19 protein-coding genes are annotated in these 23,186 nt (G+C 49.1%); 12 read left to right on the top strand and 7 right to left on the bottom strand.

What is annotated here, in order from left to right; translation table 11 throughout:
* The first annotated feature begins 51 nt into the window (after positions 1–51).
* Both JQX58_RS06225 and JQX58_RS06220 read left to right on the top strand, forming a co-directional pair.
* Entirely contained in the window at positions 52–2,163 is a 2,112-nt protein-coding gene (locus JQX58_RS06225; protein ID WP_204145972.1) for a TonB-dependent siderophore receptor, read from the top strand.
* A 19-nt stretch (positions 2,164–2,182) separates the two neighbouring features.
* Positions 2,183–2,899, top strand: coding sequence for a (2Fe-2S)-binding protein (locus JQX58_RS06220; protein ID WP_204145971.1), 717 nt, complete (start codon positions 2,183–2,185; stop codon positions 2,897–2,899).
* Between the two features lie 63 nt (positions 2,900–2,962).
* On the opposite strand, the gene gyrB is transcribed toward JQX58_RS06220, so the two are convergent.
* Genes gyrB through dnaA form a run of 4 tightly spaced genes read right to left on the bottom strand, consistent with a single transcriptional unit; the run spans position 2,963 to position 9,226 of the window.
* The gene (gyrB, locus tag JQX58_RS06215; RefSeq protein WP_204145970.1) at positions 2,963–5,386 is read right to left on the bottom strand and encodes a DNA topoisomerase (ATP-hydrolyzing) subunit B; all 2,424 of its coding nucleotides are present in this window, start codon (positions 5,384–5,386) and stop codon (positions 2,963–2,965) included.
* The gene (recF, locus tag JQX58_RS06210) at positions 5,387–6,490 is read right to left on the bottom strand and encodes a DNA replication/repair protein RecF (protein WP_204145969.1); all 1,104 of its coding nucleotides are present in this window, start codon (positions 6,488–6,490) and stop codon (positions 5,387–5,389) included.
* Between the two features lie 48 nt (positions 6,491–6,538).
* Positions 6,539–7,636 (bottom strand): DNA polymerase III subunit beta, encoded by a 1,098-nt coding sequence (dnaN, locus tag JQX58_RS06205; protein ID WP_204145968.1) that lies wholly within the window; start codon positions 7,634–7,636, stop codon positions 6,539–6,541.
* Positions 7,637–7,669: 33 nt separating this feature from the next.
* A complete protein-coding gene (gene dnaA, locus JQX58_RS06200; protein ID WP_204145967.1) occupies positions 7,670–9,226 on the bottom strand; it encodes a chromosomal replication initiator protein DnaA in 1,557 nt (518 codons plus the stop codon).
* A gap of 531 nt (positions 9,227–9,757) precedes the next feature.
* Here dnaA and rpmH point away from each other — a divergent pair.
* The 4 genes from rpmH to mnmE all read left to right on the top strand — a co-directional run bounded on the left by rpmH (position 9,758) and on the right by mnmE (position 13,527).
* Positions 9,758–9,892 (top strand): 50S ribosomal protein L34, encoded by a 135-nt coding sequence (rpmH, locus tag JQX58_RS06195; protein ID WP_082856320.1) that lies wholly within the window; start codon positions 9,758–9,760, stop codon positions 9,890–9,892.
* A 6-nt stretch (positions 9,893–9,898) separates the two neighbouring features.
* Complete coding sequence (rnpA, locus tag JQX58_RS06190) at positions 9,899–10,294, top strand: ribonuclease P protein component (RefSeq protein ID WP_204145966.1); 396 nt, start codon at positions 9,899–9,901, stop codon at positions 10,292–10,294.
* Positions 10,295–10,389: 95 nt separating this feature from the next.
* Entirely contained in the window at positions 10,390–12,045 is a 1,656-nt protein-coding gene (yidC, locus tag JQX58_RS06185; RefSeq protein ID WP_204145965.1) for a membrane protein insertase YidC, read from the top strand.
* Positions 12,046–12,147: 102 nt separating this feature from the next.
* The gene (gene mnmE, locus JQX58_RS06180) at positions 12,148–13,527 is read left to right on the top strand and encodes a tRNA uridine-5-carboxymethylaminomethyl(34) synthesis GTPase MnmE (protein ID WP_204145964.1); all 1,380 of its coding nucleotides are present in this window, start codon (positions 12,148–12,150) and stop codon (positions 13,525–13,527) included.
* A gap of 61 nt (positions 13,528–13,588) precedes the next feature.
* Here the strand turns inward: mnmE and JQX58_RS06175 are convergent, their stop codons facing one another.
* The 3 genes from JQX58_RS06175 to acuR all read right to left on the bottom strand — a co-directional run bounded on the left by JQX58_RS06175 (position 13,589) and on the right by acuR (position 16,749).
* Entirely contained in the window at positions 13,589–14,947 is a 1,359-nt protein-coding gene (locus JQX58_RS06175; RefSeq protein ID WP_204145963.1) for a GntP family permease, read from the bottom strand.
* A 155-nt stretch (positions 14,948–15,102) separates the two neighbouring features.
* A complete protein-coding gene (acuI, locus tag JQX58_RS06170) occupies positions 15,103–16,080 on the bottom strand; it encodes an acrylyl-CoA reductase (NADPH) (protein ID WP_204145962.1) in 978 nt (325 codons plus the stop codon).
* Between the two features lie 42 nt (positions 16,081–16,122).
* Positions 16,123–16,749: an acrylate utilization transcriptional regulator AcuR gene (acuR, locus tag JQX58_RS06165; protein ID WP_204145961.1), complete on the bottom strand. Its 627-nt coding sequence runs from the start codon at positions 16,747–16,749 to the stop codon at positions 16,123–16,125.
* A gap of 711 nt (positions 16,750–17,460) precedes the next feature.
* Between acuR and mnmG the strand changes: the two genes are divergently transcribed.
* The 6 genes from mnmG (at position 17,461) to atpB (ending at position 23,178) form a co-directional block, all read left to right on the top strand.
* Positions 17,461–19,350 (top strand): tRNA uridine-5-carboxymethylaminomethyl(34) synthesis enzyme MnmG, encoded by a 1,890-nt coding sequence (gene mnmG / locus JQX58_RS06160; RefSeq protein WP_204145960.1) that lies wholly within the window; start codon positions 17,461–17,463, stop codon positions 19,348–19,350.
* 37 nt (positions 19,351–19,387) lie between these two features.
* Positions 19,388–20,014: a 16S rRNA (guanine(527)-N(7))-methyltransferase RsmG gene (gene rsmG, locus JQX58_RS06155; protein ID WP_204145959.1), complete on the top strand. Its 627-nt coding sequence runs from the start codon at positions 19,388–19,390 to the stop codon at positions 20,012–20,014.
* A gap of 4 nt (positions 20,015–20,018) precedes the next feature.
* Entirely contained in the window at positions 20,019–20,792 is a 774-nt protein-coding gene (locus tag JQX58_RS06150) for a ParA family protein (RefSeq protein WP_204145958.1), read from the top strand.
* A 35-nt stretch (positions 20,793–20,827) separates the two neighbouring features.
* Positions 20,828–21,721 carry a ParB/RepB/Spo0J family partition protein gene (locus tag JQX58_RS06145; protein WP_204145957.1) on the top strand — a complete coding sequence of 298 codons (894 nt, stop codon included), beginning with the start codon at positions 20,828–20,830 and terminating at the stop codon, positions 21,719–21,721.
* Between the two features lie 178 nt (positions 21,722–21,899).
* The gene (locus tag JQX58_RS06140; RefSeq protein ID WP_204145956.1) at positions 21,900–22,304 is read left to right on the top strand and encodes an ATP synthase subunit I; all 405 of its coding nucleotides are present in this window, start codon (positions 21,900–21,902) and stop codon (positions 22,302–22,304) included.
* Between the two features lie 49 nt (positions 22,305–22,353).
* Positions 22,354–23,178, top strand: a complete 825-nt coding sequence (gene atpB, locus JQX58_RS06135; protein WP_204145955.1) for a F0F1 ATP synthase subunit A — start codon at positions 22,354–22,356, stop codon at positions 23,176–23,178.
* Positions 23,179–23,186 lie beyond the last annotated feature (8 nt).

Genomic DNA, 23,186 nt, shown 5'->3' with positions numbered 1-23,186 from the left:
ATAAAATGAGACTTATTCTCAATTTTATTTATGTATCGGAGTTTACGTTCCATGGCTAATCGTGCGTTATTTACCCCTACGTTAATCGCTATTGCCGTCGCTGGTAGCAGTTTATCTCTGCAGGCAGCCGAACCGAGCACGCGCTTACTGGATACCTTAACCGTCACTAGCGAAACCTATCGTAATACCGGTACCAAAAACCAATTAGACACGCAAAGTACGCCGCAAAGTGTCACGACAATCGATTCACAATCGTTAGAACAGCGCGGTGCTGAATCATTGTCCGAAGCCGTGCGCTACACCTCCGGTATCAATACCGAGCTGCGCGGTGGCGCGGTGACGCGCTTGGATCTGTTTAACATCCGTGGCTTCATCAACTACCAAAACTATTATGACGGCATGCAGCTGTTGTACAACGATTGGAACTTACAGCCACAAATCGACGGCGCGGCCATCGAGCATGTCGAAGTCTTTAAGGGGCCAACTTCTGCGCTGTATGGCTACATGCCGCCTGGCGGCATGGTCAATATCATCCCTAAAGCGCCGCAAGCCGAATCACAGCACTCAATTGAGCTGGCGATCGGCAGTAGCAACAAACGCGATGCCGAATTTGACAGCACGGGCGCCCTAAGTGATGACGTGAATTACCGCGTTGTCGGTGCGATTCGCCAAAAAGATGGCCAAGCCGAGACCGCCAAAGAAGAACGCATCATGGTCGCGCCATCGCTAGAATGGCAAGCCAGTGATGACACCCTAGTTAACCTCAATTTCTATTATCAAAAAGACCCAGAGATGGGTATCTATACCTCATTACCAGCAAAGGGCACGCTGCAGTCCAACATTAACGGCCCCTTGGACAGCGATGCTTATTCAGGTGATGCCAACTGGAATACCTACGACAAAGAAGTCGCACTGTTGGGTTACAAGGTGGACCATAAGATTAATGACCAGTGGCGTTTCTTACAAAACGCGCGCTTTATGGATGCCAGCGCACTGCAAGAAAACACTTACTCTACGGGCTTAGCCGCAGACGAGCGCACCTTATCTCGCCGCGCTTATTTAACCGATGAAGACAGCAAAGGCCTGACCATTGATAACCAATTTGCCGCCGAATTAGAAAGCGGCGCCATGACACACCATCTATTGTTCGGGTTGGATTACACCAAGCTGAAGTCAGACATTCGCTACGAAGACGGCGCCATCGCAAGCATCGATTTGTATAACCCCAACCACTATCTAGTCGATCGCGACACTCTGACTTATACACCGGCGTACCACAGCGACTTCACCATCGACAAAGAGCAAACCGGCTTATATGTTCAAGACCAAATCGAGTGGGGCAATTGGGTACTGTTAGGGGGCTTACGCCATGATCGCTTCTTATCCACGGAAAAGGGCGTGCAATACGGTGCGCCACGAGATGCACGTATCAGCCAACGCTTCACCAGTGGCCGTGCCGGCGTGCTTTACCGCTTCGACAATGGTCTATCGCCGTATCTTAACTACGCCCAAAGCTACGAGCCAGTGTCCGGCTCAGACCGTTTTGGCACACCGTTTGAACCGTCTGAAGGCGAACAATGGGAGGCGGGTATCAAGTTTGAAAATGCCGATACGGTCGCTACCTTGGCTGGCTATCAAATCGATAAAACCAAGGTCGAAACACGCGACCCAGACGGCACCGCTTACGATGTGATTCAAGTGGGCGAGGTGCGTTCACGTGGCCTAGAGGCCGATGTCACCCATTACCTAAACGATGAGTGGGACGTACGCGGCGCGCTGACATTACAAGACGCCGAAGTCACTGAAGATACCAATTTGAAGGGCAACACACCGATCTGGGTGCCCGAAAAGCAGCTTAGCGCGTGGCTTAACTATCAACCGATTGAAGGCAAGTTAGCGGGTGCTAACTTCGGCTTGGGAGCACGCTATATCGGCGAGATGGAAGCCGATGCGCAAAACTCTGACACTGTCCCCTCGGTGACATTAGTCGACGCGGCAGTCAGCTATGATTTGGCGATGCTTAACCGCGACCTTGAAGGCGCCAGCGTACGCTTTAGCGTCAGCAACTTGACCGATGAGCAATATGTCAGCTGTTATGACACCGACAATTGCTGGTTTGGTGCCGAACGCCAGTACGAGCTCAGCGCGCGCTATGAGTTCTAAACTATGATGACGTTAATCTATGCAAGCACTGACTAACCTGACACAGGCCATTAGCCCTGACTTTACTCAAGTCAGGATCGACTCCGGCAGCGTTATTTTAGCGTCGCGTCCCCATTATGGGACGGCGCGCTTAGCGCACCGCATTGCCCAAGGCGCCCCCGAAGCGGGAGCGCCTTTTTGGCGTTTACGCACGTGGGGTATGTTGATTTGGCAGCCGGTGTTTTTGGCAATACTCAGTGTCCATGGTTTACAGTCACGCTTGGTGGGCTTAGCGCAACTCGACCTGCGCCAACAACATAACTACACCCTTGGCTTTGCCTTACCCAGTCACGCACGCTTACTCACGGCGCCAGATACAGAACGCGCTATGGTGCCGACAGCGGCGGATTTGCAACGCCTTTGTCAGCGCTATGCTAACGCCTTATCAACCCAACTACACAGCCGTGAGCCACTGCTGATGGCCATCTTAGCCGATACCATTTTCACCACCTTAGAGCATCTGGTGGCACAGCAACTGATCACGCCTACAGGTGAACACAGTGCCACTTGGGTCTATCAACAAGGACAAAAATGGTGTCAGCTGATGGGCCTTAAAGTCCCCAAAACCGCACAGCGCTTGCAACAGGAGCAGAGCAGTTTTCAGCGTAAAACCTGCTGCTTAATCTACCGCTGTGAAGGCTTTAGCGAGTGCGCTAATTGCCCGCGAGCCAAACGTACCAAGCAAGCCGTTTCCTAAATAGCAGACATAAAAAAGCCCAGCACTAGGCTGGGCTTTCGCTACCAAGATCGTACTGAGGACTTATACGTCCAAGTTTGCCACTGTTAGGGCGTTGTCTTGAATAAAGTTACGACGTGGTTCCACTTCGTCACCCATCAATGTGGTAAACATCTGATCGGCAGCTACCGCATCATCGATGGTCACACGCAGCATACGACGCGCATCTGGGTCCATGGTGGTTTCCCAAAGCTGCTCAGGGTTCATCTCACCCAGACCTTTGTAGCGCTGGATGCTTAGGCCACGCTGGGCTTCTTTCATCAGCCAGGCTTTCATAGCTTCGATGGTGGTCACGGTTTCTTTGCGCTCACCACGCTGGATGTAAGAACCCGCTTCAAACAGTTCGTAAACGGTTTCTGACATCGCCACAATGCGTTGGTACTCAGGTGATGTGAAGAACGCCGCTTCAAAGCGGTAGCGCGTGCTCACACCGTGAGACATGATGTCGACAACCGGTAGGTAAAGGTTACGCTCGCTGTCTTTTTCAACACCGAAGTCAAAACGGAAGCCAGTACGCACGTCTAGCGGCATTTGTGCTGCTAGCGCATCGACCCATGTTTGTACCTCTGTTTCACTGCTCAATTGATCAGTGGTCAGCTCTTTGCAGTACAAAAGCTTGTTCATCACATCTTTCGGGTACACACGCGACATGCGATCAATGTCTTCTTCAATCTTGATAAAGTCACGGATCAGCTTCGCTAGGCCTTCGCCTTGGATACTTGGTGTTTCTTCGTTAACGAAGAACTTGGCACCGTCCAACGCCACTTCAATCAAGAATTGCTCCAACGCTGGCTCATCTTTGATGTATTGCTCTTGCTTACCGCGTTTGATCTTAAACAGCGGTGGTTGCGCGATAAAGATGTGACCACGCTCGATGATTTCCGGCATTTGACGGAAGAAGAAGGTCAACAGCAGAGTACGAATGTGCGAGCCGTCGACGTCGGCATCGGTCATGATAACGATGCTGTGGTAACGCAGTTTGTCGGCGTTAAATTCGTCACGGCCGATACCACAACCCAGTGCGGTGATCAGAGTGCCCACCTCAGCAGACGAAAGCATCTTGTCAAAACGCGCTTTTTCGACGTTTAGGATCTTACCTTTTAGCGGTAGGATCGCTTGTGTACGACGATCACGACCTTGCTTCGCCGAACCACCCGCAGAGTCACCCTCCACTAGGTAGATTTCTGAAAGCGCTGGGTCTTTTTCCTGACAGTCAGCCAATTTACCTGGTAGACCGGCGATGTCTAGAGCACCTTTACGGCGAGTCATATCACGAGCACGGCGCGCCGCCTCACGGGCACGAGCCGCATCTAGCATCTTGTTAACGATGATCTTGGCTTCGTTTGGCTTCTCAAGTAGGTACTCGGCGAAGCGTTTCGCCATTTCCTGCTCAACCGCGGTTTTCACTTCTGATGAAACCAGCTTGTCTTTGGTCTGAGAAGAGAACTTCGGATCCGGTACTTTCACCGATACGATGGCCGTCAAACCTTCACGACAGTCATCTCCTGAGGTCGCTACCTTTTGCTTCTTAGCTAGGCCTTCCGATTCGATGAAGTTGTTCAGCGTACGTGTTAACGCGCCACGGAAGCCCGCTAAGTGCGTACCACCATCACGTTGTGGAATGTTGTTGGTGTAACAAAAGATGTTTTCTTGGAAGCCTTCGTTCCACTGCAGCGCCACTTCAACGGCGATGCCATCGTCGAGATCGTCACGTTGACAGATAAAGTGGAAAATATCGTTGATCGGCTGCTTGTTGGTATTCAAGTGCTCAACGAATGACTTCAAACCACCTTCGTAATTAAAGAATTCTTCTTTGCCGCTGCGCTCATCTTTCAGATGGATCGCCACGCCTGAGTTTAGGAATGACAGCTCGCGCAAGCGCTTAGCTAGGATGTCGTAGACAAACAGAATGTTGGAGAAGGTTTCCGCAGACGGTTTAAAGTGGACTGTTGTACCAGCACCATCGGATTCACCCACCACGGCAAGCGGTGATTGTGGCACACCGTGAGCATAGTTCTGCTCGTAGATTTTGCCGTTTTTACGGATCGTTAAGGTCACAGTTTCTGATAAGGCGTTTACCACCGATACACCCACACCGTGCAGACCGCCGGATACTTTGTAGGAGTTATCGTCAAACTTACCACCAGCGTGCAGTACAGTCATGATGACTTCCGCCGCCGAGACACCTTCTTCTGGGTGCATCTCAACCGGAATACCACGACCATTGTCCGATACAGAAATAGACTCGTCTGGGTGAATAATGACTTTGATGGTATCACAGTGGCCCGCTAGTGCTTCGTCGATGGAGTTATCCACCACCTCAAACACCATGTGGTGCAAACCGGTACCATCATCTGTATCACCGATATACATACCGGGACGCTTACGTACCGCGTCTAGCCCCTTGAGCACCTTGATACTGGACGAATCGTAACTATTTTCACTCATTTAACTCTCCTGCAAACCTTTGCTCGTTTGGGACAGTTCGCCTTCATTCATGGAGAAATGACGAACGTCTGTCTGATCGGACCAATCAAAATCCATGCTATCTGGTCCAACGCTGGTAATAAAAATTTGGCTCGCCAAGGATTCCAACAATTGGCAGAGCTTGCGGCGGTGGTTAGCGTCTAACTCGGCGGGCAAATCGTCCACCAAAAACACTAACTGTCGACCGCGCTCAATTAAGAGCTGACCCTGGGCGATTTTAAGCGCTGATACCACCAATTTTTGCTGGCCTCGAGACAAGGTATCGAGAGCGTCGCCGGTCGGCGTTTTGACGCGCAAATCGGCGCGCTGTGGCCCCGTATTGGTGTATCCAAGATCTATGTCGCGCTGGTAACTGTGCTCAATTGCCTCTGGCAAGGATTTTTGGGCGTCCCAACCTTGGAAGAACTGCAATTGCACGCTCAGCCCTGGCGCTAGTTGTTTTAGCACCGCTTCAAAATGCGGTGTCAGGGCGGCGCAGTACGCTTTACGCGCCTGATTGACTTGCTCGCCTAAGCGAATCAACTCTTGATCAAACGCCGCCAGTAAATTGGCCGCTATTTTACCACGTCTGAGTAAGCTATTCCGCTGTTTTAACGCTTTTTGCCAACCGCGCCATGCATTAATAAAGTGCTCATCAAAATGGAATACGCCCCAGTCGACAAACTGACGTCTGACCTTGGGTGAGCCTTCTAATAAACGGAACGCATCAGGGTTGATTAGCTGCACTGGTAAGCGCTCCGCCAGCTCCACCGCAGACTGCGCTGGGCGGCCTTGGATGCGCACTTCGACCGCACCGTCGCGGGTGCGCTTAATGCCGACGGGTAAACGCTGATGGCCATCTTCGACTTGAGCAAACACGACGCATTCTTGTTGCTCATGTTGGATGTAGGTTTTGTGTTTGTGGCTACGAAACGAGCGCCCCAAAGACAATAGGTGGATGGCTTCTAATATAGAGGTTTTGCCGCTGCCGTTTTCGCCAACGATAATGTTTACTTGCGGCGAGGGGTCTAGCCGCACCTGACTTAAGTTGCGTAAACGCGAGATATCAAGACGGGCCAACGGCATAAAAAAAGGCCTAGAAAGGCAAGGGCGCGAACGCGCCCTTGGGTGATATTACAGACGCATCGGCATGACAACGTATTGTGAAGCATGGCCTTGGCCTTCTTCGATCAATGCGCTGCTGTTCGAGTCGTTCAAAGAAATACGGACTTCTTGAGAATCCACTACACCCAATACATCCAATAGGTAACCGACGTTGAAGCCAACTTCTAGGTTATCACCTTGGTACTGTACCAAAACGGATTCTTCGGCTTCTTCTTGCTCTGGGTTATTGGCAAATACTTGCAGCATGCCATTGGACAAGATTAAGCGCACACCACGGTATTTTTCATTAGATAGAATCGAGGCGCGCAAGAATACTTGGCGTAGTTCAAGACGATCCGCTGTCACCACTTTTTCATTATTACGCGGGATAACGCGGTGATAATCAGGGAACTTGCCGTCAACTAGCTTAGACGTGAAGGTGTAATCGGCAACTTTGGCACGAATGTGGTTGGCACCAATGGTCAGCTCGACTTCGTCTTCCGAATCGTTTAATAGACGGTTTAGTTCAAGTACGCCTTTACGTGGCACGATCACTTGCGTCAGATCGCCTTGTACTTGGGCATCTTCGATCGCTGTCGCCAGACGGTGACCGTCAGTTGCTACGGCACGCAATTGGCCATCGGCTACTTCAAATAGCATACCGTTTAGGTAGTAGCGCACGTCTTGGTTGGCCATGGCAAAGCCAGTGCGATCAATCAGCTTGCGTACGTTGCCTTGCGGGATTTTGACCGTCAGATCACCCTGCATATCTTGGATATTAGGGAACTCTTCGGCAGGCAAAGTCGACAAGGTAAAACGTGAACGACCTGAGCGAATCACCGCTTTTTGTTCGTCTAACGAAAATTCGATCACAGCGCTATCTGGTAAGCTTTTGCAAATATCCATCAGCTTACGCGCAGGTACCGTGATGCGACCTTCTTGGCATTCATCTAGTGGTGCGCGACCGACCAGTTCCACCTCGAGGTCGGAACCCGTTAGCGTTAAAGTCTGGTCTTTTACTTCTACCAACACGTTCGCTAATACTGGCATCGTTTGTTTACGCTCAACGACACCCGCCACCAACTGTAGGGGCTTGAGTAGTGTCTCGCGGACGACTGAAAATTTCATTCTTTTCCTCGTTAATTCAAAGTCTTAGACCAATTAGGTGGTCAGAATGCGCATTAATTGTTTGTAATCTTCACGGATATCCGAGTCCGTGTCCTGCAATTCTTTAATCTTACGAATCGCATGCAAAGCGGTCGTGTGGTCACGTCCACCAAAGGCTTCACCGATTTCTGGCAAGCTATGGTTGGTCAGCTCTTTGGCCAACGACATCGCCACTTGGCGCGGCCTGGCCACTGAGCGACTGCGACGTTTTGACAACAGATCGCTGATTTTAATCTTGTAATACTCGGCAACGATACGCTGAATATTATCAATGTTCACCAACTTGTCCTGCAAGGCCAATAAGTCTTTTAACGACTCACGCACAAAATCCGGCGTGATGGCACGGCCAGTAAAGTGCGAGTTGGCAATCACGCGTTTCAATGCGCCTTCTAGTTCACGCACATTGGAGCGAATTTTTTGGGCAATGAAGAAGGCCGAATCGTAAGACAGTTTAACACCGCTTTCGTCCGCCTTGCGCATCAAAATCGCCACTCGCGTTTCCAACTCAGGCGGCTCAATGGCAACCGTTAAGCCCCAACCAAAACGTGATTTGAGACGATCTTCAAGGCCTTGGATCTCCTTAGGGTAGCGATCACAAGTCAAGATCATCTGCTGACCACCTTCTAACAAGGCGTTAAACGTGTGGAAAAACTCTTCTTGGGTACGGTCTTTGCCAGCAAAGAACTGAATATCGTCGATCAACAAGGCGTCAACTGAACGGTAATAACGCTTAAAGTCATTGATCGCGTTAAGTTGTAACGCTTTGACCATATCCGCCACGAAACGCTCGGAGTGCAAATACACCACCTTCGCATTCGGGTTATGGCGCATTAGCTCAGTACCGACCGCTTGCATTAAGTGGGTTTTACCTAGGCCAACACCGCCGTAAATAAACAGTGGGTTGTACGCACCGCCAGGGTTTTCTGCTACTTGCTGCGCCGCAGCATGGGCCAATTGGTTCGACTTACCTTCGACAAAGTTTTCGAAAGTAAATGAGTTATTCAAGTTGGCACCGTGGTTGATACCACCTTCTACTTCCACCTTACGATTAGGCGGTGTTAAAGGTAGTTGCCCTTGTTCGTACGGCTCAGGCTCTGGACGAGGATAATGGTCGCCAAGTGTTAACGGCGCTTCGAATTCAATCTCTGGACCATCCTGATCTTCATCGTCCATCAGACTAAAGCCCGGGCTATAGCCTGATTCAAACTTTGGCTCGGGCATAGAAGGTGCTCGAGGCGCAGGCTCAGGCGTCGCTGGTGCAGGAGCAGGCGGCGGCGGTGGCGTATTGGTTTGACTGAAGCCACTTTGACGCACCGAAAACACAAGATTAGGCGCAGGGCCCGCACCAGCAAACTCCGATAACAGCTCTTTAATACGCGTTTGGTACTTGTTCGTCACCCAATCGAGCACAAAACGATTCGGTGCATACAGGCACAGATCGCCATTAGACTCGGCTTCCGCTTGCAGCGGACGAATCCATGTATTGAATTGCGATGTGGAAAACTCTTCCTGCAGGGTCGCAAGACAGCGCTCCCAATACTGCAAAGACACGATAGACGCTCTCCCTGATTGAGTAGAAAAATCGGTAAATTTGAAATAAGAGGGGGATTCTAACGTTCTCGATTGCAGTTATCCACAAAAAAATGTGCGCGCAGCGCACACGCTCTTTTTTTCAGGACATGTTAATAACAGTCATACTTATACACACCAGTGCATTAAATCACCTAGATGTGCATAAACAAGCCACTTATCAACATATTAACAAGCCTATCAATAAGATCTTTTGCACAGGGAAATTTGTAGGATAACTATTTGTTAATTAATAATTTTATAAATTAATAAAATTCCTTTGTGGATAATATAAATGGCGCATTTAATTTTTTATTCACATCACCACAATAAACTTGTGTATAACCTTATGAATGAATTTGTGGTTAAATTATTTACAGAAATGCGCGTTCAGTGGATTGAATTGCGCCGCTAAACCCACTAGAATTCGCGCCCTGATTTTGTAATCAAACCAAGAGGCTTGGCGGACGCTAACCCTCACACTCAGAACACTGATTCAGTGAGAGAATTGAAATGAAAAGAACTTTCCAACCTAGCGTACTAAAACGTAAACGCGCACACGGTTTCCGTGCTCGCTCGGCAACTAAAAACGGTCGTAAAGTATTGGCGGCTCGCCGTGCTCGCGGTCGTAAGGTTCTAAGCGCGTAATCTTTGATGACCCGCTTTATGTTTCCCCGGCAGGTCAGGCTCCTGAATGCCGGGGACTACCAATCTGTCTTTAACGACACCTCTTCTAAAGTCTTCGCAGGCGAATTTCTGCTATTAGCAAGAAAACAAGATAGCCAAGCTAGGCTCGGTCTTATTGTGTCTAAAAAAACCGATAAGCGTGCTGTTGGCCGTAATCGCATCAAACGCGTTGTGCGGGACTCATTCCGACATCATCAAGACGTGCTCAACGGCTTGGATATTATTTTCCTCGCGCGCCAAGGCATTAAAGATGTGGATAACCCTGAGTTGCATAAGCGCCTTGAAAAAGCGTGGAAACAACTGGCGAAGAAAGCCCAAAAGCCCAATTCTGGACAAAAACAACGCAACTCGTCGCAGAAATAGGCTGAAAAATCAGCTAAAGGCTGGTTTAATACGGCGTGATTTTTAAAAGGGTGTTTTCACCTCCATTGTCCAACCAAACAAATTAGTTGAATACCATGGATTTCAGACGTTACTTTTTATGGGGAGCGCTGTTTGTCAGCGGCTACCTGTTGTTCTTGCAGTGGAACCAAGACTACGGCACCACAGCAACCGCTCAAAAAGCAGGTACGCCAAGCGAAACCGTTGTCGCAGCCAATGCCGACTCGGACCTTCCAAGCGCGAGCACCTCAACTCAAGCTGCCAGCGACAGTGAAATTCCTGACCAAGCAACGCCGGTTGCCGAAGGGGAACTGATTCACGTCACTACCGATACGCTCGATGTGGCCATCAACCCGAAAGGTGGTGACCTTGTTGAAGCCTCGTTACTGCAGTACATGAAAACCAACAATGGCGATGAGCCATTTGTGATCCTTGATAATGGCGGCGAACGTCTTTACGTGACACAAAGTGGTTTGATTGGCCGTGACGGTCCTGATGCTAGCGGTTCACGCCCGATGTACAGCACTGAGCAAACGTCTTACAGCCTAAATGAAGGCGAAGACACGCTGGAAGTTAACCTGTACTACACCGACGCCAAAGGCATTAGCTACACCAAAACGTTTGTCTTCACCCGTGGTACTTACAGTATCCGTCAATTGATCACGGTGAATAACACCAGTGAACAAACATGGCGTGGTAACCTGTTTGCACAGATCAAACGTGACAACAGTGAAGACCCAAGCACCGCAACCAACATGGGCTTACAGCCATTCTTGGGCGGCGCCATCTCTGACGAAGAAAACCCTTACGATAAAATCTCCTTTGACGACATGGCTGAAGAGCCTGTTAAAGAGACGACCACAAAGGGCTGGGTAGCGTTATTGCAACACTACTTCGTATCGGCTTGGATTCCAGAGCAAGGCCAAAAAGTGACGCTGCAAGCGCGCACCAACAATGGCTTTAACCTAATCGGCTTTACTGGCTCTGCAGTCGAAGTACCAGCAGGCCAACAAGGCACGCTAAGCTCGACCTTCTATGTCGGTCCTAAGCTTCAAGACCAACTTGCAGCAACGGCTGAAAACCTAGACCTAACCGTGGATTACGGCTGGTTGTGGTGGCTAGCTCAGCCGCTATTCTGGTTGCTAACAGCGATTCAATCGTTTGTTGTGAACTGGGGTGTGGCCATCATCTTGATCGTCGTCTGTGTGAAAGCTTTGTTCTTCAAACTGTCTGCAGCAAGCTACCGTTCGATGGCGAAAATGCGTAAGTTTGGCCCAGAGCTTACTCGTCTACGTGAGCAATACGGCGATGACCGTCAAGCCATGTCACAAAAGATGATGGAGCTGTACAAGAAAGAGAAGATCAACCCACTTGGGGGCTGTCTACCGATCTTAGTACAAATGCCGGTATTCCTATCCCTTTACTGGGTATTGATGGAATCAGTCGAGCTACGTCACGCGCCATTTATGCTGTGGATCACCGACTTGTCGGCGATGGACCCTTACTTCGTACTACCGATCCTAATGGGTCTGAGTATGCTAGGTCAGCAAGCGCTTAACCCAACGCCGCCAGACCCAATGCAAGCACGTATCATGAAGATCATGCCGATCGCCTTTACGTTCTTCTTCTTGTGGTTCCCGGCAGGTCTTGTACTGTACTGGGTAGTGAACAACACCTTATCGATTATCCAGCAGTACGTGATCACCAAAAACATCGAGAAAGGCGAAGGCTAAAGCGCCGGCTTTTTCTAAGTGTTAAAAAAGGCTTCCTTCGGGAGGCCTTTTTGCATTGAAAGACGTACACTTACTCTATTATTTTTTGTTACACAGGCCGTTATGTCAGATTTTCAGCAGCTTATCGATCAAGACACCATTGTTGCCCAAGCGACCGCACCAGGTCGCGGCGGCGTAGGCATCGTGCGCCTTTCCGGCGCTAAAAGCCGAGCGATTGCCGAAGCCATCATTGGCTTTGAGCCAACGCCACGTCACGCGCACTATGTGCCGTTTAATGATGCTCAAGGTGAGCAATTGGACATGGGCATCGCGCTGTATTTTCCAGGCCCGAACTCGTTTACCGGCGAAGATGTATTTGAGTTACAAGGGCATGGTGGGCCTGTCATCATCGATATGCTACTGAGCCGCTGTGTTGCCTTGGGCGCACGCTTAGCGCGCCCAGGTGAATTCTCAGAGCGTGCCTTTTTGAATGATAAAATGGACCTAACGCAAGCCGAAGCGATCGCCGATTTGATCGACTCATCGTCTGAGCAGGCCGCTAAATGCGCCTTGCGCTCGTTACAAGGGGCGTTTTCTAAACGCGTCGATGAGCTGGTCGAAGCTCTGATTCATTTGCGTATCTATGTCGAAGCAGCGATCGACTTCCCAGAAGAAGAAATCGACTTTATCGGCGATGGTAAAGTTGCTGCGCAGTTAGGTGATATTCGCGACAAGCTGAACAGCGTAATGCAAGAGGCCAACCAAGGCGCTTTGTTGCGTGAAGGCATGAGTGTGGTGATTGCAGGGCGCCCGAATGCGGGTAAATCGAGTCTTTTGAATGCTCTGTCAGGTAAAGATTCGGCCATCGTAACCGCCATCGAAGGCACCACTCGTGACGTCCTACGCGAGCACATCCACCTAGACGGTATGCCGCTACACATCATTGATACTGCAGGCTTGCGTGACAGCCCGGACGAAGTCGAGCGCATTGGTATCCAGCGTGCTTGGGAAGAAATCCACAAAGCCGATCGCATCCTGCTGATGGTCGACAGTCAGTCAGTCGATTCCAATGATCCGCGTGATATCTGGCCAGAATTTATGGACCAACTTCACACCCGCGATCATCTCACCCTGGTGCGCAACAAGGTCGATCTGACCCAAGAAAGCACTGGCTACGAAGAAGTAAACGGCCTGCCTGTGATCTCACTATCGGCGAAAACCAACGATGGCGTCGATGCATTGACGACGCACCTTAAGAGCGTAATGGGCTTTGACAGCACCACCGAAGGCGGCTTTATCGCCCGCCGTCGCCACATCGAAGCCCTGCAAAAAGCCAACCGCTACCTAGATGCTGGCTTTGATCAACTGCACGGCCATGGCGCAGGGGAATTGCTTGCCGAAGACCTTAAAGAAGCACAAAACGCCCTCAGCGAAATCACCGGCGCGTTTAGCAGTGACGACTTGCTGGGTCGTATCTTTGGTTCATTCTGTATTGGTAAATAAGGCGCTGACCACGTGAGGCCTTAAACAAGACCTCACGTGGCGCTATGCGTTTAGATAAGGGTTAAAGTAATACTAAGCTCAGTACATACACCATCAGCATAGCGGTAATACCTTGGATCAGCGTCGCCATGGTTTGGGCTTTGTAGGCTTGTTTAACGCTCATACGGCTAAACTGTGTTACGACCCAGAAGAAGCTATCATTGGCATGCGATACTGTCATCGCACCAGCACCAATCGCCATTACCGTTAGAACACGCCCCATTTCACTATCCAAGCCGATATCTCCCAGCAGTGGCGCAACCAAAGCGGAAGTCGTCACTAGGGCTACTGTCGAAGAGCCTTGCGCCGATTTTAATGCAGCAGACACTACAAACGGCATAAAGATACCAATGCCCAACGCAGACAAAGTGCTACCCAAATATTCGCCAAGCGCGGTCGCTTTCAATACGGCACCAAACGCGCCGCCAGCCCCCGTGATAAGCAAGATGGGCGCCGCCGCAACTAAGCCTTCACTAATACGATCACTAAAATCGCTCATTTTATGCTCTCCCTTAAGTAGGGGTAGCGAGAGGAATAAGCCAATAATTAGGGCATTAAGCGGCTGACCTAAGAAGTTTAACAGCTCAAATAACAGGCCTTGACCTAATGGTGCCGACGGAAAGTTAGCAATAGACCCAAAACAAATCAGTAGGATCGGTACGAAGATCGGTGCAAACGATTTCAATGGGCTTGGTAATACGCCGTAGCTCTGTTTAAGGGCTTCGTAATCGGTATTTTCGAACATCAAATTCTCAGCGCCTTCACCATTAGGTTGGGTATCTTTGAAACGATTAGCCCAAAACATACCTGCTAATGCTGCAACTAGAGCAACCAATACACCTACGCCAATCACCAAACCTAAATTCGATTCCAAGCCCAAGTTCCCCGCCGCTGCGATAGGACCAGGCGTGGGAGGAACAAAGGTATGCGTTGCGTATAAACCCGTTGCTAACGCCACACTCATGGCCACACTCGAAACTTTCATACGATTGGCCATCGACTGTTTTAATGAGTTCAAAATGACATAGCCTGAGTCACAAAATACGGGTATGGATACAATGTAACCAATGATCGACATGGTCAGCGTTGGAAAGCGCTTCCCCAATAGCTTAACGATTGCATCAGCCATAGTAATCGCGGCACCACTTTTCTCTAAAATAGTGCCAATAATAGTCCCCAGAACGATCACCAACCCAATGTAACCTAAAATACCACCAAAGCCCGAGGAAATGGTTTTAGCAATGGTAGTGGCAGGCAAACCATAGGCAAAGGCTGCAATAAATGCGGCCAATAATAGGGTGAGGAAAGGATGGAGTTTGTACTTTGAGGTCGCCACTACGATAAACGCAATAACGGCAATTAGTATCAATACTAGCGTCATGGTAATTCCCTTTTTAATTGTTTTAATACTGGTGCATCACCAGTTGGATAGCCATTGCTCATCTAAAGCGAAAGGCTATTAAGCTTGTGCCATTTTGTGCCAATGGGCAACTTAGGACTATAAATTTTTTTTATTTTATAGTCCTAGAAAAATATCTATAGACTCACAATCACGCGTCCGCGCACACTGCCATCGAGCAGTTTGTGGGCGTATTCGGTGACGTCTTCGAGACCAATTTTGGCGCCGATTTGATCCAGATCGTCGCTGGTTAGTAGGCTTGCCAAGCGTTGCCACGCTTGCTCTCGATCCGCCAATGGGCGCATCACGCTATCAATGCCATACAGAGTGACGCCACGTAGGATAAAAGGCATGACAGTCGCTGGTAAGTCCATGCCTTGAGCCAAACCACAAGCGGTGACGGCACCGCCATATTGAGTTTGCGCGCAAGCATTGACCAGAGTGTGACTGCCGACGCAATCAACCACCCCCGCCCAGCGCTCTTTTTGCAGCGGTTTACCAGCTTCACTGAGCTCAGCACGATCAATGATGGTGCTGGCGCCGAGGTTTTTTAGGTAGTCTGCTTCATCAGGGCGCCCCGTACTGGCATGCACCTCAAAGCCCAATTTACTTAAAATACGCACGGCATAACTGCCAACTCCGCCATTGGCGCCGGTGACCAATATCGGGCCTTGCTCAGGCGTTAAGCCATGCTTTTCAAGTGCCAGAACACTGAGCATGGCGGTATAGCCAGCAGTACCGATGGCCATGGCTTGTTCGGCACTGAAGGCACTCGGTAATGCAATGAGCCAATCGCTGTTTAATCGCGCTTGTTCAGCTAAGCCACCCCAGTGGGTTTCACCCACACCAAAGCCGTTTAATAGCACCTGATCACCTGGTTTGAAGCGCGCGCTGCTTGAGGCCGTCACTTCGCCTACCAAGTCTATGCCTGGCACCATCGGAAACTGGCGCACCACAGGTGATTTTCCGGTAATCGCCAACGCGTCTTTGTAGTTGAGAGTGCTCGCTTGCACGGCAATCTCGACATCGCCTTGGGGTAACTCTGCGTCATCCACTTGGCGCAGTGTAGCGTGATAGCCTTGTTCATCTTTGTTAATGACCAGCGCATTAAACATGTGCGTCCTCCCGATTAGACTCTAGGTCTATAAGCAATAAATTTAGCGCGGTAACCCCGCGAGATAGAAGTGTTCAAAGTGCACCAATGGGCCACTTGATTGAGTCAGTCGCGCTCGCGCGACAGCGCCTTCCCAGCCGACCCAAAATACATGGGCAAGGGCGTCGATATCGGCGTCTTGCGCCAACAGTCCTTGTTGTTGCGCTAAGGCGAGACAATTTGCTACTTGATGCTGCCAACTTTGATAGGTCTCCAGTAATGCTTGGCGCATTGCGGCCGACAAGTGGCTGGCTTCTTGCTCCAAATTGCCCACTAAGCAGCCCCGTTCGTAGGCGTATTTTTCCATCCCTGTTCGCGCATCCGTCATAAAGCCGCGCAGACGTGAAAAGGGGGGTAACTGCTCATCCTCAAGATGGCGTGCCAACTTACGCTCAAAGTACTGACGATAATGAGCTAATACCGCGAGGCCAAACGCCTCCTTGCTGTCGAAGTAGTGATAAAACGATCCTTTAGGGATCTGTACCGAGCGCAACAAAGGCTCGAGCCCAGTGGCACTAAAACCCTGCTTGGTTAACCAGACAATACCTGCGTGCAATAACGCCTCACGCGTGTCCGAATAACTTAATTCAGTTTGTTTCGGGCGCCCCCGACGATTACTCACAGCTGTCATAGCAATTTCCTTTTAGACCGACCGTCTAAAAATAGAAGCTTGTTCACAGAAAGGCAAATACAGCGATAGCAGGCAGAGAAATGTTTGAAAAGTATCCACATTTGCTGGCGTCGACGAAAAAATGAGGGTTATGCACATAACATTGACGCCAGCAGGAGGTTGTCAAGATATTTTATTCACAAAATTTTTGCGCAAAAAATATGAAGATGAAAAAAAATCCTCATGATTGGCCTGTGGATTATTTTTTTAATAAAATGCTGTATGAATAACCAAAAATACCCACAAACCTCTTATTTTTCAGCACCTTATGTTAATAAAATAAATCAAAAATCACTGTGGACAAAATCGGTGACAAGTGCATAAGAAGTTTTGCACAGTTTAGGACAACTCCACAGTGTTAAATATGGCTTGTATAACTCACACTTTTATACACAAGGTTTGGTTATCCACATCACAAGCTTACGCGTATATAGTTAACAAGTTCTTAGGATCGTAAACTATTAATAAATAAAGAGTTTTATTTTTTATCAACAGAAAAAGCGTTCTTTAATAGCAAACATAAACATAAGAAAGACATATAATACTATTCTATTTATATATTTGATGACCGGGTTAATAGCGTGAGAGCTCTCTTTCAATTTGTGAATTAGCCGATATACTAGGCGCCCTGTTTCTTGAACTGTTCGTTTTTTATTCATTTACGAGGTCTTTGTGGATTTCCCAACTCGCTTTGATGTGATTGTAGTCGGTGGTGGTCATGCTGGTACCGAAGCCGCTTTAGCTGCAGCACGTATGGGTGTTAAAACCCTTTTATTAACACACAATATTGAGACACTGGGGCAAATGTCTTGTAACCCAGCGATTGGTGGCATCGGGAAGTCCCACCTTGTGAAAGAAATTGACGCACTAGATGGTGCCATGGCATTAGCGACTGATCGCTCAGGCATTCAATTTCGTACTTTAAATAGCCGTAAAGGGCCAGCAGTACGTGCCACTCGTGCGCAAGCAGACCGTATTTTGTATAAAGCGGCAATCCGACATACCTTGGAAAACCAAGAAAACCTATGGCTGTTTCAACAGTCTTGTGAAGACTTAATCGTTGAAGAGGGTGCTGCTCGTGGTGTCGTCACTCAAAGTGGTATCAAGTTTCACGGTAAAACGGTCGTACTAACAACCGGTACTTTCTTGGGCGGTGTTATCCACGTTGGCATGCAAAATTATTCAGGTGGCCGTGCTGGCGACCCTGCTTCGATTGGCTTAGCTGAAAAATTGCGTGCGCTACCGTTTCGCATTGACCGCTTGAAGACCGGAACGCCGCCGCGTATTGATGCGCGCTCAGTCGACTTTTCTGTCATGCAAGCGCAACCGGGTGATGACATTACACCGGTGATGTCTTACATGGGCAGCCGTGCATTGCATCCTGAGCAAATCAATTGCTTTATCACCCATACCAATGAACAGACACATGACATTATCCGTGCGGGCATGGATCGTTCACCGATGTACTCGGGTGTGATTGATAGCGTCGGTCCACGTTACTGTCCGTCGATTGAAGATAAGATTGTGCGTTTTGCTGATAAAAACTCACATCAGGTGTTTATCGAGCCAGAAGGCCTAACGACACATGAGTTGTATCCAAATGGTATTTCGACCTCGTTACCGTTTGACGTGCAATTAGAGTTAATCCGTTCGATGAAGGGCCTTGAAAACGCGCATATTACGCGTCCGGGTTACGCCATTGAGTACGATTACTTTAATCCACAAGACTTAAAGTACTCATTAGAAACCAAACATATGGACGGCTTATTCTTTGCTGGCCAGCTAAACGGCACTACTGGCTACGAAGAAGCGGGAGCACAAGGCTTATTGGCGGGTATGAACGCCGCGCTACAAGCACAAGACAAAGATCCTTGGACACCGCGCCGTGATGAAGCTTACATCGGTGTGCTGATTGATGATCTGATTACGATGGGCGCAAAAGAACCGTACCGCATGTTTACCAGCCGTGCCGAATACCGTTTGATCTTACGTGAAGACAACGCCGACATGCGTTTGACCGAAAAAGGTCATGAGCTTGGTTTGGTGAGCGAAGAGCGTTGGGCAGCATTTTGTGAGAAACGTGAAGCGATCGAGCGCGAAACACAGCGTATGAAGTCATCTTGGATTGTACCGAACACGCCAGAAGCAGAAGCGATTAATCCAAAGTTAGAAACGCCCATTTCTCACGAGTACAACTTGCTTGATTTGTTAAAGCGCCCTGGTGTGGAATACAAAGATGTCGCACATCTTAAAAATGCACCAGAACAAGCAGTGGCTGAGCAGGTTTCAGAGCAAGTGCAAATCTCGGTGAAATACGCCGGTTACATTGCGCGTCAGGCGGATGAGATTGAGCGTTTACGTCGTCAAGAAAATACGCCTTTACCAGATAACATTGATTACAGTGTCATTGATGGCTTGTCTAACGAAGTGAAACAAAAGTTAAACGAGGCACGTCCTGCGACCTTAGCCGCGGCGTCTCGTATTCAAGGAGTGACCCCTGCGGCCATATCTTTACTGTTAGTTCACTTGAAAAAACGTGCGATAAGCAGCAAAAGTGCCTAGAATCGGCAGTCTCTAGACTGCTTTTCTGGGAACTACTGTGAGTTACTTTGATACCTTAAAGTGGGGTGCCGATAAAATGGGCATCTCACTGTCTGATCAGACGATCGAACAGCTTGTGCAATACCTTGGCATGCTGCAAAAATGGAATAAAGCCTACAATCTTACCGCCATCCGTGATGCGGATAAGATGGTCTCGCTACATCTGCTCGACAGTTTAGCGACGATTCCTTTCATTACCGGACAAAAAATCATCGATGTCGGCACCGGCCCAGGTTTACCCGGTATGGTGTTAGCGATTTGTTTGCCGGATCGCGAATTCACCTTGCTGGACAGCAATGGTAAGAAAACCCGCTTTCTGACCCAAGTCAAAATGGAAATGGGTCTAAAAAATGTCACCGTTGCCAATGAGCGCGTTGAAACCCATGCCCATCAAGGTGCTTACGATCATGTTACCTCGCGCGCGTTTGCGTCGCTCGAAGACATGATTAATTGGTGCTTACCTTTACCGGCGGCAAATGGTAACTTTTTAGCGATGAAAGGGGTTTACCCCGAGGATGAATTGGTGAATTTACCGGATTCTGTATCCGTTCAAACCATTCAGCCATTAAGTGTACCTACCATTGATGCCGAGCGTCATATGGTAATCATGACCCGCAAAGGATAGAAACATGGCGCGTATCATCGCAGTGACCAATCAAAAAGGTGGCGTGGGCAAGACCACCACCTGCGTTAACCTAGCCGCTTCGTTAAGCGCAATGAAACGCCGTGTGTTATTGATTGATCTCGATCCTCAGGGAAATGCCACCACCGGCAGTGGTGTTGCAAAAGAAGAACTCGAAAAGTCTGTGTTTGATGTATTGGTAGGCACCCATGGTATTAAAGAGACCATGGTCCACTGTGAAACGGCAGGTTATAGCATCTTGCCAGCCAATGGAGATTTGACAGGCGCCGAAGTCGCTTTGTTGGATCTGCCAAGCAAAGAAACGCGCCTGCGAGCGAGCTTGTACGAAGTCGAGCATGACTTTGATTATGTATTGCTCGACTGCCCACCGTCACTAAACATGCTGACCGTTAACGCTTTAGCCGCGTCACAAGGTGTCTTAATTCCTGTGCAATGTGAGTACTACGCCTTAGAAGGTCTATCGGCGTTGCTACAGACCATTGAGACGATTTCGACGGCGTTGAACCCTGTATTGGAGATCGAAGGTATTTTGCGCACCATGTACGACCCGCGTCCAAGCTTGACCCATGATGTGTCGACGCAATTGGTCGAGTACTTTGGTCATAAAGTCTTCGATACGGTGATTCCGCGTAATATTCGCTTAGCGGAGGCGCCGAGTTATGGTTTACCGGTGCTGCATTACGAAAAGCAATCTCGAGGGGCGGTCGCGTACTTAGCGCTGGCTGGAGAATTTATCCGCAAACGTGCGGTCGCTGCCTAACTTGGCATCTTGGTTAATAAAGGTTTTTGGAACGTATGACGATGAAAAAGCGTGGTCTAGGCCGTGGTCTAGACGCTCTCTTGGCGCCTAAAGCAGCCCCCACAGAAGAAGGTCAAACGACCGATACACAAGCATCAGCCCATGCGCCGATTCAGGGATTGACGTACTTGCCGGTGGATTGGCTGAGCAAAGGCCAGTTCCAGCCGCGCCGTGATATGAATCCGAATCAGCTGGACGAATTGGCTAATTCGATTCGTAATCAAGGCATTATGCAGCCCATCGTGGTACGCCCACTGTCTGAGCAGCGCTACGAAATTATCGCCGGTGAACGTCGCTGGCGCGCGGCCAAGATTGTTGGCTTGGATAAAGTGCCCGTTATTGTGCGTCATGTGGAAGATGCTGATGCGGTGGTATTAGCACTGATCGAAAACATCCAGCGTGAAGATCTCAATCCTGTTGAAGAAGCATTGGCCTTACAACGCCTAGTAGATGAGTTCCAATTGACGCAACAACAAGTGGCAGAGACCGTCGGTAAATCGCGCTCAGCGGTGGCCAACCTATTGCGTTTGCTTAACTTAACACCAGAAGTTCGCCGTCTGCTCGAGCATGGCGACATTGAAATGGGCCACGCCCGTGCTTTATTGGCGCTGGAGGCGGAGCAACAACCGCAAGCGGCGTCCGTGGTGATTACCAAATCCTTATCGGTTCGCGAAACCGAAAAATTGGTAAAAACCTATCAACAACCGCCCCTTGATAAAGCCTCTCAACCAGAATTGCCTGACTTTAGTGCACACGCCGATAAAATCGCTGCCAAAATTCAGTCAAGCGTCAAGATCCAACCGTCTGCCAAAGGCAAAGGCAAGTTAGTGATCGAATACAAGGATCAGGCTCACCTCGAAGCGATGATGGCAGAATTATTCGATTTATAGGGGCGCATACGCCCCAAAATTCATCTATTTTGTCGACATTAGGCTAATAGTGCGTGTTCTATGCAGTCTTTGTATTGAACCCACTTAACATAACCCATATAATGCGACCGATTTTGAATTTGATCACATTGTGTGCTTATTTTTTGAGCCAAAATAGTGCATCAAGTTAGGGGATAGCATGGCGTCAAGCAAACCATTAAAGGCAAGCGAATTACTGGCCGCACGTAAACGCGCAGTGTTTCGTTTTGTAGGCTTGCAAGTGGCGCTCGCTGCCGGCATCAGTGTAGGAATTTTTTTCGCCTTAAGCGGTCTACACGCCTACTCATTTTTTGCCGGAGCATTAGCCAGCATCCTTCCAAATTTATATATGGCATGGCGCGTATTTGGTCATGCTGGGACGCGAGCCGCAAAAGATGTGGTGAGGTCATTTTACCGAGGTGAATCGGGCAAGTTGGTACTGACGGCTATTTTACTTTCAGCGGTCTTCATTTTCATCAAACCACTTGTTCCAGGCGCTGTATTGGCCGGCTTCGGAGTTGCAGTTTTGAGCCACTGGCTCAGCCCTTTGTTGCTCAATAAGTAGTGCAGCAAAGCGTAACGGTTTTAATCATTGAAAAAGTGTGGATGTAAATATGGCAAGTGAAAATCTCACCGCGTCCGGCTACATCAAGCACCACCTTCAGAACTTGACCTTTGGTCAACATCCTGATGGTTCGTGGGGCATTGCTCACGGTGCAGATGAAGCGGCAGCAATGGGGTTCTGGGCGATTCACCTGGATACCATGTTGTTCTCTATCGGCCTAGGGATCCTATTCCTATGGTTGTTCCGAATGGCTGCGAAGAAAGTATCTGCGGATACGCCTTCTGGTCTACAGAATTTTGTTGAAATGATGGTCGAGTTCGTCGACAACAGCGTAAAAGAGAGTTTCCATGGCAAGAGCCGTGTGATTGCTCCATTAGCTCTGACGATCTTCGTTTGGATTTTCTTGATGAACTTGATGGACTTGATCCCTGTTGATTTCATCCCTCACTTAGCTACGTTGGCGGGCGTGCCGTACTTCCGTATCGTTCCGACAACAGATATCAACGCGACCCTAGGCATGTCTCTGTCTGTGTTTGCTTTGATTATCTTTTACAGCGTCAAAATTAAAGGCGTGGGTGGCTTTACTAAAGAATTGACACTTCAGCCCTTTAATACACCTATCATGATTCCATTCAACTTTGTTTTGGAAATGGTAGGTCTACTGGCGAAACCAGTATCGTTAGCACTGCGTCTATTCGGTAACTTGTACGCTGGTGAGCTGATATTTATTCTTATCGCTATTTTGCCGTGGTTCGCTCAGTGGGCGCTATCTGTGCCTTGGGCAATCTTCCATATCTTGGTCATCACATTGCAAGCATTCATCTTTATGATGCTAACAATCGTGTACCTAAGTATGGCCCACGAAGATCACTAATTCTTTTT

This window comes from Marinomonas ostreistagni, from assembly GCF_016888445.1.
Lineage (GTDB): Bacteria > Pseudomonadota > Gammaproteobacteria > Pseudomonadales > Marinomonadaceae > Marinomonas > Marinomonas ostreistagni.
The sequence above is the reverse complement of the archived record's forward strand: the minus strand, read 5'-3'. Positions and strand labels throughout refer to the sequence as shown.